The sequence below is a fragment of the Cupriavidus sp. 10L45 genome, assembly GCF_056395225.1.
This window is the reverse complement of the sequence record NZ_JBFTJC010000008.1, coordinates 1-14,097: the sequence shown is the minus strand read 5'-3', so window position 1 is coordinate 14,097 and position 14,097 is coordinate 1. Positions and strand designations below refer to the sequence as shown.

General features: G+C 68.4%; 11 protein-coding genes. 6 read left to right on the top strand and 5 right to left on the bottom strand.

Going from position 1 to position 14,097, the window contains the following annotated elements:
- The first annotated feature begins 23 nt into the window (after positions 1–23).
- Genes AC1DFU_RS15505 through AC1DFU_RS15490 form a run of 4 tightly spaced genes read left to right on the top strand, consistent with a single transcriptional unit; the run spans position 24 to position 4,759 of the window.
- Complete coding sequence (locus tag AC1DFU_RS15505) at positions 24–809, top strand: phosphocholine cytidylyltransferase family protein (protein ID WP_441591011.1); 786 nt, start codon at positions 24–26, stop codon at positions 807–809.
- The gene (gene aepX / locus AC1DFU_RS15500; RefSeq protein WP_092301084.1) at positions 806–2,503 is read left to right on the top strand and encodes a phosphoenolpyruvate mutase; all 1,698 of its coding nucleotides are present in this window, start codon (positions 806–808) and stop codon (positions 2,501–2,503) included. Before AC1DFU_RS15505 ends, aepX begins: the two co-directional genes overlap by 4 nt.
- On the top strand, positions 2,500–3,705 hold the full coding sequence (aepY, locus tag AC1DFU_RS15495) for a phosphonopyruvate decarboxylase (RefSeq protein ID WP_092301081.1): 1,206 nt from the start codon (positions 2,500–2,502) through the stop codon (positions 3,703–3,705). The genes aepX and aepY overlap by 4 nt, the downstream gene beginning before the upstream one ends.
- Positions 3,692–4,759: a 2-aminoethylphosphonate aminotransferase gene (locus AC1DFU_RS15490; RefSeq protein WP_441591012.1), complete on the top strand. Its 1,068-nt coding sequence runs from the start codon at positions 3,692–3,694 to the stop codon at positions 4,757–4,759. Before aepY ends, AC1DFU_RS15490 begins: the two co-directional genes overlap by 14 nt.
- Before the next feature lie 36 nt (positions 4,760–4,795).
- On the opposite strand, the gene AC1DFU_RS15485 is transcribed toward AC1DFU_RS15490, so the two are convergent.
- From AC1DFU_RS15485 to AC1DFU_RS15475, 3 genes are all read right to left on the bottom strand, one after another.
- Positions 4,796–6,043, bottom strand: a complete 1,248-nt coding sequence (locus tag AC1DFU_RS15485) for a type II toxin-antitoxin system HipA family toxin (RefSeq protein WP_441591013.1) — start codon at positions 6,041–6,043, stop codon at positions 4,796–4,798.
- Entirely contained in the window at positions 6,033–6,368 is a 336-nt protein-coding gene (locus tag AC1DFU_RS15480; RefSeq protein ID WP_177220013.1) for a helix-turn-helix transcriptional regulator, read from the bottom strand. The genes AC1DFU_RS15485 and AC1DFU_RS15480 overlap by 11 nt, the downstream gene beginning before the upstream one ends.
- Positions 6,369–6,430: 62 nt before the next feature.
- Positions 6,431–8,029 (bottom strand): phospholipase D family protein, encoded by a 1,599-nt coding sequence (locus AC1DFU_RS15475; protein ID WP_441591014.1) that lies wholly within the window; start codon positions 8,027–8,029, stop codon positions 6,431–6,433.
- A gap of 130 nt (positions 8,030–8,159) precedes the next feature.
- Here AC1DFU_RS15475 and AC1DFU_RS15470 point away from each other — a divergent pair, with 130 nt between their 5' ends.
- Positions 8,160–9,239: an alkene reductase gene (locus AC1DFU_RS15470; RefSeq protein ID WP_441591015.1), complete on the top strand. Its 1,080-nt coding sequence runs from the start codon at positions 8,160–8,162 to the stop codon at positions 9,237–9,239.
- Between the two features lie 25 nt (positions 9,240–9,264).
- Here the strand turns inward: AC1DFU_RS15470 and AC1DFU_RS15465 are convergent, their stop codons facing one another.
- Complete coding sequence (locus AC1DFU_RS15465; RefSeq protein WP_441591016.1) at positions 9,265–10,404, bottom strand: Rieske 2Fe-2S domain-containing protein; 1,140 nt, start codon at positions 10,402–10,404, stop codon at positions 9,265–9,267.
- Between the two features lie 243 nt (positions 10,405–10,647).
- On the opposite strand from AC1DFU_RS15465, the gene AC1DFU_RS15460 reads away from it, so the two are divergent.
- Positions 10,648–12,594: a PAS domain-containing hybrid sensor histidine kinase/response regulator gene (locus AC1DFU_RS15460; protein ID WP_441591017.1), complete on the top strand. Its 1,947-nt coding sequence runs from the start codon at positions 10,648–10,650 to the stop codon at positions 12,592–12,594.
- A gap of 19 nt (positions 12,595–12,613) precedes the next feature.
- Here AC1DFU_RS15460 and AC1DFU_RS15455 read toward each other — a convergent pair whose 3' ends face one another.
- Positions 12,614–13,699, bottom strand: coding sequence for a flavodoxin family protein (locus AC1DFU_RS15455; RefSeq protein ID WP_255370980.1), 1,086 nt, complete (start codon positions 13,697–13,699; stop codon positions 12,614–12,616).
- Positions 13,700–14,097: the final 398 nt, after the last annotated feature.

The window sequence follows — 14,097 nt, the reverse complement described above, 5'->3', positions numbered from 1 at the left end:
TTCAAGCAAGGTGAAAGACAATAATGCGAGCAATCATTCTCGCCGCGGGCCTGGGCCTGCGGCTTCAGCAACAGCCGGGCAAGCAGTTTCCGAAGTGCCTGCTGCGCTTTGACGGTATCACCCTGCTCGAGCGCCACCTACGCATGCTCGACGCGGCCGGCGTCACGGAAGTCGTGCTGGCGCTGGGCTTCGAGCCCACTCAAGTGCAGGCCGAACTGGCCCAGATCGAGCGCCCGGCCGGTCACCCGCCCGTGGAAATCGTGCTGAACCCGCGCTTCGACCTCGGCAGCGTGCTGACCGTGCACACCGTGGCGGACGCCCTCACGCGCGGCGGCGACGTCCTGCTGATGGACGCCGACGTGCTCTACGATGAGCGCATTCTCAACGCACTGGTGGCCGGCGAGACGGTCAACCGCCTGCTGATCGACCGCGATTTCGAGGCCGGCGACGAGCCCGTCAAGCTCTGCCTGCGCGACGGCGTGCCGGTAGAGCTGCGCAAGCAGCTGATGGCCGACCTCCAGTACGACACCATCGGCGAATCCGTAGGATTTTTCCGATTCCAGGAACACACGGCACGCCGGCTGGCCGAGATCGTCAAGGGTTACGTCGATTCGGGCCGCGCCAACATGCCGCACGAGGAAGCCGTCCGCGACCTGCTGCTCGAGTCGCTGGCCCAGCGTAGCCACCAGTTCGACACGGCCGACGTAACCGGCGCGCCGTGGATCGAGATCGATTTCCCCGGCGACGTCGAACGCGCCGCCAATGAAGTCCTGCCCCAACTTCTGCCCATCGTGGGATTCGCACAATGAACGCCATCGACCCGAACCTGCTCGCCACCTCCCGCGCCGCCCGTCTGCGCCAGATGCTGGTGTCCAACCAGCTCGAATTCATCATGGAAGCCCACAACGGGCTGTCCGCGCGCATCGTGCGCGAGGCCGGCTTCAAGGGCATCTGGGCCTCCGGGCTGGCCATTTCGGCCCAGTTCGGCGTGCGTGACAACAACGAGGCCAGCTGGACTCAGGTGGTGGACAACCTCGAGTTCATGGCCGATGCCAGCGACCTGCCGATCCTGCTCGACGGCGACACCGGCTACGGCAACTTCAACAATGTGCGCCGTCTGGTGCGCAAGCTCGAGCAGCGCGGCATTGCCGGCGTCTGCATCGAGGACAAGCAGTTCCCGAAGACCAACAGCTTCATCGACGGCGAGCGCCAGCCGCTGGCGGAAATCGACGAATTCTGCGGCAAGATCAAGGCCGGCAAGGACTCGCAGACCGACGACAATTTCTCGATCGTCGCCCGCGTGGAAGCCCTGATCGCCGGCTGGGGCATGGAAGAAGCCCTGCGCCGCGCCGAGGCCTACCGTCAGGCCGGCGCCGACGCCATCCTGATCCACAGCAAGCTGTCCAAGCCGGACGAGATCCTGACCTTCGCGCGCGAATGGGCAGGCCGGGGTCCGCTGGTCATCGTGCCGACGAAGTACTACAGCACGCCGACCGAGGCCTTCCGCAAGGCGGGCATCAGCCTCGTGATCTGGGCCAACCACCTGGTGCGCGTGGCGGCCTCGTCAATGCAGGCCGTGGCCCGCGAAATCCACGACAGCGAAACGCTGGTGAACGTGGAAGACCGCATCGCCTCCGTCAACGAGATCTTCCGCCTGCAGGACGCCGACGAGTACTCGGCCGCCGAGAAGATCTACCTGTCCGGCGCGCAGGTGCCGGGTGCCGCCGTGGTGCTGGCGGCTGGCCGTGGCAAGGGCCTGGAGGCGCTGACCGAAGACAAGCCCAAGATCATGCTGCCGGTGGCCGGCAAGCCGCTGCTGCGCTGGCTGGTCGATGGCTTCAAGAAGCAAGGCATCAACGACATCACCGTGGTGGGCGGCTACCAGGCGCAGGCCATCGACACGGCCGGCATCAAGCTGGCGGTCAACGAGCGCCACGCCCAGACCGGCGAACTGGCCTCGCTGGCCTGCGCGGCCGATGCCATGCAGACCGACACCGTGATCGCCTACGGCGACCTGCTGTTCCGCAGCTACATCCTGCGCGACCTGCTCGAATCCGACGCCCCGTTCAGCGTGGTGGTGGATTCCTCGCAGACCGCACCGTCGAACCAGAGCGTGCGCGACTTCGCCTGGTGCTCGGGCGGCGACGACCGCGACCTGTTCGGCCAGACCATCACCCTGAAGAAGGTCTCGGACACCCTGCCCGCCGCCGGCGAAGCCCAGCCCAATGGCCGCTGGATCGGCCTGTTCAGCGTGCGTGGCGAAGGCCGCGCCAAGCTGCAGGCGCTGCTGGCCAAGCTGCGCGAGCGGCCTGACTTCGACCAGCTCGACCTGCCCGACCTGCTCAACGCGCTGGTCGAAGCCGGCGAGAAGGTCGAGGTCAAGTACGTGCACGGCCACTGGCGCGGTGTGAACGATCTGGACGATTTCCGCCGTGCCGGTGACTTCGCCCATACGCAGACGCCCTACGCACTCGGCAACGCCGACGGCGAGGCGGCCCGATGATCGAGGCGGTCCAGTTCGTGGAAGCCGCGCGCGCGCGCGGCTTCCAATGGTATGCAGGCGTGCCCTGCTCGTACCTGACGCCGTTCATCAACTACGTGGTGCAGGACAACTCGCTGCATTACGTGTCGGCGGCCAATGAGGGCGATGCCGTGGCCTTTATCGCCGGCGTGACGCAAGGCGCGCAAAACGGCGTGCGCGGCGTGACGATGATGCAGAACTCGGGCCTCGGCAATGCCGTCAGCCCGCTGACCTCGCTGACGTGGACGTTCCGCCTGCCGCAGTTGCTGATCGTGACGTGGCGCGGCCAGCCCGGCGTGCATGACGAGCCCCAGCACGCGCTGATGGGCCCGGTCACGCCGGCCATGCTGGAAACCATGGAAATTCCATGGGAGCTGTTCCCGACCGAGCCAGCCGATGTCGGCCCCGCGCTGGACCGCGCCGTGGCCCATATGGACGCCACCGGCCGGCCCTACGCGCTGGTCATGCAGAAAGGCAGCGTGGCGCCCTATCCGCTGACGGCCCAGACGCCGCCGCAGGCACGGCCCAAGGCCACGCCGCAGGTGTCGCGCCGCAACGTGCCGGCCGCCGAACTGCCGAGCCGCCGCGACGCACTGGCCCGCGTGATCGCCCATACGCCGGTCGACGGCACCGTGGTGCTGGCCTCCACCGGCTTTTGCGGTCGTGAGCTTTATGCGCTCGATGATCGGCCGAACCAGCTCTATATGGTCGGCTCGATGGGCTGCCTCACGCCGTTCGCGCTCGGCCTCGCGCTGGCGCGCCCGGACCTGCGCGTGGTGGCCATCGATGGCGACGGCGCCGCGCTGATGCGCATGGGCGTGTTCGCCACGCTGGGCGCCTACGGCCCGGCCAACCTCACACATGTGCTGCTGGACAACAACGCGCACGACTCCACGGGCGGCCAGTCGACGGTGTCGCACAACGTGTCGTTCGCCTCGGTGGCGGCTGCATGCGGCTACGCGTCGGCAGCCGAGGGCGATCACCTCGACCTGCTCGACCAGGTCCTGCAAGGCGCCGCCACGGCCAAGGCCGGCCCGACCTTCGTCTGCCTGCAAACCCGCGCCGGCACGCCGGACGGCCTGCCGCGCCCGACCGTGACGCCGGTGGAAGTCAAGACCCGCCTCGGCCGCCAGATCGGCGCCGATCAAGGCACAAGCCAAGGCACCGACCATGCTGCTGCTTAACCCGGGCCCCGTCACGCTCTCCGAGCGTGTGCGCCAGAGCCTGCTGCAAACCGACCTGTGCCACCGCGAAAGCGAGTTCTTCGACCTTCAGGACGAAGCCCGCGCGCGGCTGCTGAAGATCTACGCGCTCGACGCCGCCGCATGGTCCACCGTGCTGATGACGGGCTCGGGCACCGCCGCGCTGGAAAGCATGATCGCCGGCCTCGTCCCCGAGCAGGGCAAGCTGCTGATCGTGCAGAACGGCGTCTATGGCGAGCGCATCGCGCAGATCGCCACGCAGTACCGCATCGCGCACACGCTGGTGAAGCACGACTGGATGGACGCGCCCGACCTCGACCGTATCGCCGCCGCCCTCAAGGCTGACAAGGCGATCACGCACGTGGCGGTGATCCATCACGAGACCACCACCGGGCGGCTCAACGACATCGCCGCCGTGGACCGGCTCTGCCAGGAACACGGCGTGCGCCTGCTGGTGGATGCGGTGAGCAGCTTCGGCGCGGAGGCCATCGATTTCGGCGGCAGCATCGACGCCGTGTCCGCCACGGCCAACAAGTGCCTGCACGGCGTGCCCGGCGCGGCCTTCGTCATCGCCCGGCGCAGCGCGCTGGCGCAGGCGGCCAGCCGCACCTACTACCTGGACATCGGCCGTCTGGCCAAGCTCCAGGACCAGCGCAACACGCCGTTCACGCCGTCCGTGCACGCGTACTACGCGCTGGTGGAAGCGCTGCGCGAGCACGAGGAAGAAGGCGGCTGGCAGGCGCGTCATCAACGCTACGCTTCGCTGGCTGAACAAGCCCGCGCGGGGCTGGCGGCACTCGGCATCGAACCGCTGTGGCCCGCCACCCAGTCGTCCGTGGTGCTGCGCGCGTACAAACTGCCGCAAGGCGTGACGTACGAGCAACTTCACGACGGCCTGAAGGCGCGCGGCTTCGTGATCTACGCCGGCCAGGGCGGCCTGTCCGCGCAATTGTTCCGCATCTCCACCATGGGCGCGATCACCCCGGCCGACATCCACCGGCTGGTGGACGGCTTCAAGGCGCTGACGCAGCGTTAGTCGGCTAGTCGGTCGGCTAGTCGGTCGGCTAATCGATCATAGGGAATCCGGCAGCGGGGTAAAGCAGACGGCCCAGTCGTCGGCTTCCTGCTCGCCGATTCCCTCGTCCATCAAACCCTGTTTCCAGCGGCCCTGCACCGTCCCGGCGATCTCGTCGAGGATGTCCTCCGCCTGCGCGCGCGTCAGGCCAAAGACCGCGGATTCGCTCAGGATGTTCTGCCGGGTGGCGACGAAACCCTCCTCGCCAATGGCCAGCGCGTGCTCCCTGCGCCGGGTAGCGTGCTGGCGCGGCACCAGGTCGTAGGCCGGCGAGAGCGTGTACAGCCCCGGCGCATCGCCGGCAAGAAAGCCGTGGTTGCGCTCGTGGTCGTCCGTGTTGGAGATACAGCAGTTGAAGGCCATCCGCCGGAATAGCTCCACGCGGTCCGCGGCGAGCGTCTCGCTGAAGCGGGCCATTTCGCGCGACAGCCGTGCGTAGCTGCCTGTGAACGCGTAGGCCTGCCCATCGACATTGGCGTGGAACACGGTCTGGGCGCTCAGGAACGCGTCGCGCCGCCAGCCGGTGCCATCGGCACTGCGCGCCCGATCAAAACGCTCCACCAGCAGGAGATCGTCCTCCACCACGCGGGTGTTGACGGAACGGATGCCACAGGCTTGCGCCAGCCCCAGCATGGCCCGCTCCACGCGGGCAATCGGCGCGCCATGGTCTTCCTGCGTCGGGTACTTCGCGATCCACTGCTTGCCCTCATGCCCGATTGTCATCTTCGGGCGTGCGCCGCCCAGATTGGTGTTCGGGCGCACCAGCCCAACCAGCGCCGGATCGACATGCCGGCGCTCCTGCAAGCCCCGGAGCACCCCGCGCGTCAGCGGCAGGATGTCGTAGCCGGGCAGCGAATAGGTCTTAGGCGGGATCTCCCGCGAGGTGCTGAAACCCAGATTGCCGATCGAGTCGCCCTCGCCGCGCAGCAGATAGCCCGTCAGGTCGGCCGGCGGGCCGAAGAGCCGGTCGATGACATAGCGGCCCCAGTCGTCAGGCATCGCATCGCGCATCGGGCCGAAGACACCTTCCAGCGCCGTGGTTTCGTAGACGCGGTCCACCAGCCGCAGTTGCACCGGGTCCAGTGCGAGCGCGTCCGGGTTGGTCAGATAGGAGCGGCCGTAGACGAACTCGCCACGATACCGCGGCGTGCCGCCGCCGGGCAGTTTTGTGTGGCGGAAGCGGCCGGCCAGCGTGGGCTCGGTGTCACCCGGCAGCCAGGCCCAGACCCAGATTTCAGAAGTCATTGTCGAGTGCCCTTCGAATGCGCACGCGGCGCTCGCCGGGCTGGTATTCGAGTGCGGCGCCTTCCTGGTCGAACGCGGCGTCGGCCACGACGTCCAGTTCGCGGTCGAGGCCCATGACCCAGAGGGCGCGGGCGAAGGCGCCGATGGCGGTGTCGGGGCTGCCGCGCTCGATGGCCTCGATGGTCGAGCGGGACAGGCCGGCGCGCTGCGCCAGATCGACCTGGCGCAGCTTGCGATGCTGCCGGGCGTCCCGGATACGGGAGCCGAGCGCGGCGAGGCGCAATCCGACTTCAGGGGGCAGTGGCGAGGCGATCGGGCGTGTCATAACAAGCATTATTGGCGTTACTGCTTGTTATAGCAAGCACAGACACACATGTGCCTCTGTCATCACAACTCCGACTCCACCGGCAGCAGGCGCATGAAGCCTTGGCCGATACGGTTCCAGGTGCTCATGTCCGGCTCGCTGGTGTAGGTGCGCAGCACGCCGTCCTCCCGGGTGATCCAGGCCAGTTGGAGGTTGCCGGTCTGGGGGTCGGGCAGCAGCACGACCTGGTAGGCGGCGTCGAGCAAGGCATCGTCGAGCCGCTTGCCAAGCATGTCGCACAGCGGCGCGCTGTCCACGACGATGCCCATCTCGGTGTTGAGCCGCGCCGAGCGCGGGTCCAGGTTGAGGGAGCCGATGAACAGCAGGCGCCGGTCGACCATATAGGTCTTGGCGTGCAGGCTGGCCCGGCTGCTGCCGCCCATGCCGTGCCCCTTTTTCTCCTTCGCCATTTCCGCGTAGGCGCTGGGCTTGAGTTCATAGAGCAACACGCCAGCCCGGAGCAGCGCCTCGCGGCGCGGGGCGTAGCCGGCGTGCACCGCCGAGACATCGGTGGCGCCGAACGAATTCGTGAGGATGTGGACCTGCACGCCGCGCTGTTGCAGCCCGGTCAGCCACGCCATGCCGGCATCGCCGGGCACGAAGTACGGGGAGACCAGCGTGAGGTCGTGCTGCGCGCTGCCCAGCACCTTGGTGAGCGCCGGAATCGCGTGGGTCGAATCGTCCTCGGGCGGCAGCGTGACCTTGGCGGCGCGGTCGGCGATGACCGTGGCGCGGCCCCAGTAGGCCGGCAGCGCCTCCTGCTGGATGGCGCGGATCACGCCGGACTCCAGCACGGTCTTGCCGTACGGCGTGGCGCGCAGCTTGACCTTGCGGTCGTCCAGGTACTGGCGCACGCGCTGCTGGAAGGCCACGGTCTCGGCGTCCGACTGGGGCTTCGCCAGGGTGGCGAGCGGATAGGTGGCCTCGGCATTCCAGTAATCGTCGAACACGGCCGATACCTGCGGCACCACCGGGCCGGCCGCCAGCAGGTCCAGATCGCTGAAATCGACATCGCTCTTGGCCGCGAAGTAGGCATCGCCGATATTGCGGCCGCCCACCACGGTGAGCTGGTTGTCCGCCGTCATCGACTTGTTGTGCATGCGCCGGTCCACGCGGCGGAAATCAGTAGCGAACTCGAACATCCGCACGCCCCGGTTGGCAAACGGATTGAACAGGCGCACTTCGACGTTGGGATGGGCGTCCAGCGCGGCCAGCGCCTGGTCCTGGCCCTCCGTGTGGAGGTCATCCAGCAGCAGCCGCACGCGCACGCCACGATCGGCGGCAGCCATAACCTCGGCGAGCAGGGTCAGGCCGGTGTCGTCGGCATCGAAGATGTAGTACTGGAGGTCCAGGCTGCGCTGGGCGGTGCGGGCCAGCGCGAGGCGCACGGCGAAGGCATCGGCGCCGGCGGTGAGCGGATAGAACACCGATTCGCCGGGATGCTGCGCCAGGCGCGGCGCCAGTGCCCGGCCGAGTGCGGTATCGGCGGTATCGGCGGAATCGGCCAAGGCCAGGGCCTGTGTCGGTGGCTGGGCCGGATGCGGCGGCAGGTTGGCGCAGCCCGCCCCCAGCATCGACATCACGATCACTCCTGCCGCCATCAGCCAGTTTGCAACGCGCATCGGACCGCTCCTGGATTGTTCCACCCGCAACAATTGAGTGGGTCGAAATCGACGTTTGCGATCTTACCGCGCGCTGCTAAGCTTGCGTTACTTGCAGTTTGCAAGCTTTATAACCGTGACGGATATGCTTATGCCCACCCTGTTCGATCCCCTGCAAATTGGTGACCTGGCGCTGCCGAACCGCATCGTCATGGCGCCGCTGACCCGGCTGCGCGCCGCCGAGCCCGTGCATGTCCCCAACGCGGTCATGGCCGAGTACTACGCCCAGCGCGCCTCCGCCGGCCTGCTGATTTCCGAGGGCGTGCCCATCTCCGAAGACGGCGTGGGCTACCCGAACGTGCCGGGCCTGTGGTCCGGCGAGCAGGTAGCAGGCTGGAAACAAGTGACGGATGCCGTACACGTCGCCGGCGGCCGCATCGTGGCCCAGCTGTGGCACGTGGGCCGGATTTCCGACCCGAGCCTGCTCAATGGCCGCCAGCCTGTGGCGCCGAGCCCGATCGCGGCCGGGGGCAATGTGAGCCTGCTGCGTCCGCAGCGTCCCTTCGTAGTGCCGCGTGAACTCACGCGTGACGAGATCCGCACCGTGGTGGCCGACTTCGGCCGCGCCGCCGCCAACGCCAAGGCGGCCGGTTTCGATGGCGTGACCATCCACGCCGCCAACGGCTACCTGCTCGACCAGTTCCTGCAGGACGGCAGCAATGTGCGGACGGATGAATACGGCGGATCGATCGAGAACCGCGCGCGCATCCTGCTGGAAGTGGCGGATGCCGTGACGGCCGTGTGGGACGCCAAGCGCGTGGGGGTGCATCTGGCGCCGCGTTCGCCCAGCCATTCGATGGCCGAAAGCCAGCCGGCCGAGACCTTCGGCCATGTGGCGCGGGCGCTGGGCCAGCGCGGCCTGGGCTTCCTGTTCGTGCGTGAGACGCCGGGCGAAGGCGCCCTGCTGCCGCTGCTGAAGCGCGAATTCGGTGGCGCGATCATCGCCAACGATGGCTTCGACCAGGCCGCCGCGACGGCTGTGCTGGCGACGGGCGATGCCGACGCCGTGGCGTTCGGCCGCGCGTACATCGCCAATCCGGATCTGGTGGAACGGCTGCGGCTGGGCGCCGACCTGAACGCGGTCGACCCGGCCACGATGTACGGCACGGGCGGCGTCGAGACGCGCGGGTATACGGACTACCCGACGCTGGAAACCGCGTCGGCGTCGTAATGGCGTAGGTCGGCTGGGACGGGGTTCAGATCTTCTGGATCGGAATCACCGTCCGGCCGCCGCACTCGCGCAGCAGGTCGCGCAGGTCGCGGATGACCGGGAACACCTCGTGGTTCCAGTCCGCGCCCTGCTTGTCGTGGGCGGCCTGTTCCATCTCCACGATCTCGCGGTCTTCCTTGAAGATCCGTTCGGTGAACCAGACCAGCAGCGGCCACGCCAGGTCCAGCGCGAACGGCAGCCCCGGGCGACGAATCGACAGCATGCCGAAGGTCCGGTTGGTGCGCTGCGCCGCGTCCAGCGGCACGTAGGCAATCCACAGGTCCATCACCAGCGTCCCGCTGCCCGAGCGAATCTGCAGTGTCTGATAGGGATAGACGGTACGTACCGTCATCACATCCTTGCTGGCCTCCCCGCCGTCCTTGCTGAACACCAGCGCCTCGCCCACGGGCTGCTTGCCGCCCTCGCGGGTGAAGGTGTAATCGACCTCGACGAAGCCCTCGCCGCGCCTGCGCCCGACCGAGCGCGCGCGCATCATGCCCATCTGGCGCCGATGCAGGAACTGATGGTTCATGTCCATCAGGTTTTCATGCATGAACGAGTAGTGGCACTTCACCGCGCGGCCCAGGCGGCGGGTCTTGTACTGCTTGTCCGCCACGGAGGCGAAGGCCGGCAGCGGCTTGCTGTCCGCCAGCGCGGGGTCCCCGGGGAAGACGAAGATCAGGCCAGCCACTTCCTTGCAGGGGTAGGCGCGCACGCCGTTGGGCAGGCGTTCCTTGCCGAGGTAGGGCACGTCGATGCAGCGGCCAGTGCAGTCGTAGGTCCAGCCGTGGTAGCAGCAGCGGATCGATTCGCCATCGACCACGCCCGCGTGCAGCGGCACCTGTCGATGGGCGCAGCGGTCTTCGAGCGCGAACACGTTGCCGCTCTCGGTGCGCACCAGCACGATCGGGTCGCCCGCGAAGCGCACGCCGTGCGCCTTGCCGCGCTTCACTTCCTTGGACCAGGCTAGCGGATACCAGTAGTCGGGGTGGATCGGCACGCGCCGCAGGTCCCGCACGCCGACGTCACCGGCCAGTGGCTGCGGCGCCGCCATGGCGGCTGGCGGCGGCTCCGCCTGCACGGCTGAATCGATGGTTCGGCGGTCAAGCGCGGACTCGGCATACATGCGTGGCGTCTCCGTGGAGCCAGGACTGGCAGGGAAGCGATCGAGTCTACCCCATTGCGCCCCCCCGGTATGTCGGCATTTCTCCGACGTTACCCCACCCCGGCACGCCCCGCGCCACGTGTTGCGGAGCGGCGACAGCCCCGGCCTGCCCGATGGGTGGGAATCTCCTGCCTGCGGGTAGCCACCGGGCCAGAAATGGTCGAAATCTATGTATCCTTGGAGGATCTGAAGCCAGCCAACACGATGCCGCGCCCCGCATCCCCACCCTCCCCGCCCCCGCCGCCTTCGCAGCCTTCGGGGCCCTCGCCAGCCGCCTCGCCCAACGATGTGGATAGCGAACGCCTGCGCACGCTGGTGGAGGCCGTCACGGACTACGCCATCTTCACGCTGGACGCCGAGGGCCACGTCACCAGCTGGAACACCGGCGCGCAACGGATCAAGGGCTATGCGCGCGACGAGATCGTCGGCCAGCATTTCTCCCGCTTCTATACCGACGAGGCGCGCGCGCGTAACTGGCCGGGCATGGAGCTGGAGACCGCCGCGCGCATCGGCCGCTTCGAGGACGAAGGCTGGCGCGTGCGCAAGGACGGCACCCGCTTCTGGGCCAACGTGGTCATCACGGCGCTGCGCGACCCCAAGGGCCACCTGCTCGGCTTCGGCAAGGTCACGCGCGACATGACCGAGCAGCGCCTCGCCGCCGAGGCCCTGCGCCAGAGCGAGGAAACCTTCCGGATGCTGGTGGAGAGCGTCAAGGACTACGCCATCTTCATGCTCGACCCGCACGGCCGGGTGATGAGCTGGAACGCCGGCGCCTCCTATATCAAGGGCTACCGCCGCGACGAGATCGTCGGCAAGCACTTCTCGGTCTTCTATCCCGCCGAGGACCTGGCGGCGGACAAGCCCGGCCGCGAGCTGGCCATCGCCCGCGCCACGGGCCGCGTGGAGGACGAGGGCTGGCGCGTGCGCAAGGATGGCTCGCTGTTCTGGGCCAACGTGACCATCACGGCGGTCTATGACGAGCGCCAGAACCTGCGCGGCTTCGCCAAGGTCACGCGCGACATGAGCGAGCGCAAGCGGCTGGTCGAACTTGAACAATCGGAGCGCCGCATGAACGAGTTCCTGGCCACGCTCTCGCACGAGTTGCGCAACCCGCTCGCGCCGATCCGCAACGCACTGACCGTGATGCGGCTGCGCCCGCAGGAGCCCGCCGTCACCGAAAAGAGCCTGAGCCTGATCGACCGGCAGATGACCCACCTCACCCGGCTGGTGGACGATCTGCTCGACGTGGGCCGCATCGCCGCCGGCAAGATCGAGCTGCGGCGGGAGCCGATGCAGGCGCGCGAGATCATCGCGCTCGGCATCGAGGCCGCCGAGCCGACGCTGGCCGCCAAGTCCCAGCCGGTGGGCGTAACCGCCGCCACCGAGGACATCCCGCTGTTCGCGGACCGCACGCGGCTGGTGCAGGTGATCCAGAACCTGCTGCTCAATGCCTCCAAGTTCTCGCCGCCGGGCGCGTCGATCTCGATTACGTCGATGGTGCGCCACCGCACGCTGGTGATCCAGATCATCGACCATGGCCGGGGCATCGCGCGCGAGTCGCTCGACACGATCTTCAACCTGTTCGTGCAGGAAGACCGCCCCGGCAGCACCGCGCAGGGCGGGCTGGGCATCGGCCTGTCCCTGTGCCGCTCGCTGGTGGAGATGCACGGCGGCTCGGTCTCGGCCACGAGCGAGGGGCCCGGGCTGGGCGCCACCTTCACGGTGCAGCTTCCGCTGGCCGCGGCGTTCAATCCGGCCAGCGAGAACGCCGATGCCGCCGCCGGCACGCCCCGGCCGCTGCGCGTGCTGCTGGTGGACGACAACCGCGACGCCGCCGACAGCATGGCGATCCTGCTCGAGATGTCCGGCCACGCCGTGACGATTGCCTACGATGGCATGGAAGCCGTGCACGTGGCGGCGCGCATGCGGCCGGACGTGGCGCTGGTCGACCTGGCCATGCCGGGCATGGACGGCTTCGCGGTGGTCCACGCGCTGCGCCAGATGCCCGCGCTGGCCAACACGCGCTATATCGCGATGACCGGCTTCGGGCAGGCCTCGGACCGCCAGCAGACCCAGGAGGCCGGCTTCCACCGGCATCTGGTCAAGCCGGTGGAGCTGGAAGCGCTGCTCCAGGCCATCGACGCCGGCTAGCATCGCCGGCCTCATCCCCCTACTTCACGCGCGGCGCCGGCAGACCCTCGTCCGCCTGCGGGAGGCCGCCGGACCGGCGCAGCCGCACCGCGCTGGCCACGGCCCCGGCCACGGTTTCCACCTCGCGCTGCACGTCCCCATCGACATCGAGTTCACGGTGCGACGTCGCGTAGGGCTTGTAATAGCCGATGAAACGGTCGAGCCGGGCCTTCTGCCCCGCATCGACCAGCCCCATCCAGTCGAGCCAGTCAGACAGCGCGCGCCGCACGCCTTCGATGCCGGCCACGTCGCCATGCACCGCGAGGCCGTAGACCCGGCCCGCGAGGTGCTTCGGGTAGTCCCAGCCCTTCAGTTCCAGTGCCTTGGCCTCGGGCACGGTCTTGCCGTGTGTGCTACTCGGGTCCGGGTTACCGCCATCGGCGCAGACCAGCCGGTCCATCATCAGCTTGAGCGGGCTGGTCACCTGATACCAGTACACCGGCGTGATGATCATCACGCCGTGCGCGGCGGCCCAGCGCGGGTAGAGGTCGTTCATCCAGTCGTTGACCTGCCCGAGCGCGTGGTTCGGATAGCAGCTGCACGGCCAGTGGCATAGCGGCATGGCGGTGGAGACGCAGCCCTTGCAGGGGTGGATCTGGCGGTCCGGGTCCGAGGTCAGCACGCTGAGGTCGAGCACATCGACGGTCATGCCATCGTGTTCGAGCCGCGCCCGGGCCAGTTCGGCGAGCCGCCATGACTTCGACATCTCGCCCGGGCAGGTGAAGTCGTTGCGCGCGGCAGCCACCACCAGCAGCACGCGGGGCGGCGTGGCGGGGTCTGACTGCCGTTGCTGCGCTGCCGCGATGGCGTCCCGGGCGGCGAGCCATTCCACGGAGACGTCGTAGCCGGGGTCCGCCGCGCCCGGGCCGGCCTTGGCGGTCAGCGGCGCCTTGCGGCTGTCGGCGTAGGCGGCCCAGGCGATGGCTTCGAGCCGGTCGATCGCGGCCTCTTCGGCGCGGAACGCCGGGTCGTAGAAGCGCGCCCGGAAGCGCTCGCGAAACGCCTCGCGCGGCATTTTTTCGGTGACCTGCCCCTTGCGCACGTCGTGGGCGGCGTCTTTGTCCATGGCGTTCCCCCTCTGTGGTGACGCATAGGTCTCTGCAAGATAGGCGCCACCCCGCAGCGCCCGCCAGTGGGGCGGCTTGGCAAGTCTTACAAGGGGATGCATGGAGAACGATGCAGGTTTTGCGCGCGGCGTCGCCCGTGGATACGCCGTCCCTCTCCCCCGCCCCTCTCCCGGAGGGAGAGGGGAGAAAACCAGGGGCCCATCAAAGCCTGTCGGTGTGCTCCCCTCGCCCGCTTGCGGGAGAGGGGAGAAAACCAGGGGCCCATCAAAGCCTGCCGGTGTGCTCCCCTCGCCCGCTTGCGGGAGAGGGGARAAAACCAGGGGCCCATCAAAGCCTGCCGGTGTGCTCCCCTCGCCCGCTTGCGGGAGAGGGGAGAAAACCAGGGGCCCATCAAAGC

Coding starts and splice junctions, on each gene's coding strand:
- aepY (WP_092301081.1), top strand. CDS start 2,500: ATGATCGAGGCGGTCCAGTTCGTGGAAGCCGCGCGCGCGCGCGGCTTC.
- aepX (WP_092301084.1), top strand. CDS start 806: ATGAACGCCATCGACCCGAACCTGCTCGCCACCTCCCGCGCCGCCCGT.
- AC1DFU_RS15475 (WP_441591014.1), bottom strand. CDS start 8,029: ATGCGCGTTGCAAACTGGCTGATGGCGGCAGGAGTGATCGTGATGTCG.
- AC1DFU_RS15465 (WP_441591016.1), bottom strand. CDS start 10,404: ATGTATGCCGAGTCCGCGCTTGACCGCCGAACCATCGATTCAGCCGTG.
- AC1DFU_RS15485 (WP_441591013.1), bottom strand. CDS start 6,043: ATGACTTCTGAAATCTGGGTCTGGGCCTGGCTGCCGGGTGACACCGAG.
- AC1DFU_RS15470 (WP_441591015.1), top strand. CDS start 8,160: ATGCCCACCCTGTTCGATCCCCTGCAAATTGGTGACCTGGCGCTGCCG.
- AC1DFU_RS15480 (WP_177220013.1), bottom strand. CDS start 6,368: ATGACACGCCCGATCGCCTCGCCACTGCCCCCTGAAGTCGGATTGCGC.
- AC1DFU_RS15490 (WP_441591012.1), top strand. CDS start 3,692: ATGCTGCTGCTTAACCCGGGCCCCGTCACGCTCTCCGAGCGTGTGCGC.
- AC1DFU_RS15505 (WP_441591011.1), top strand. CDS start 24: ATGCGAGCAATCATTCTCGCCGCGGGCCTGGGCCTGCGGCTTCAGCAA.
- AC1DFU_RS15460 (WP_441591017.1), top strand. CDS start 10,648: ATGCCGCGCCCCGCATCCCCACCCTCCCCGCCCCCGCCGCCTTCGCAG.
- AC1DFU_RS15455 (WP_255370980.1), bottom strand. CDS start 13,699: ATGGACAAAGACGCCGCCCACGACGTGCGCAAGGGGCAGGTCACCGAA.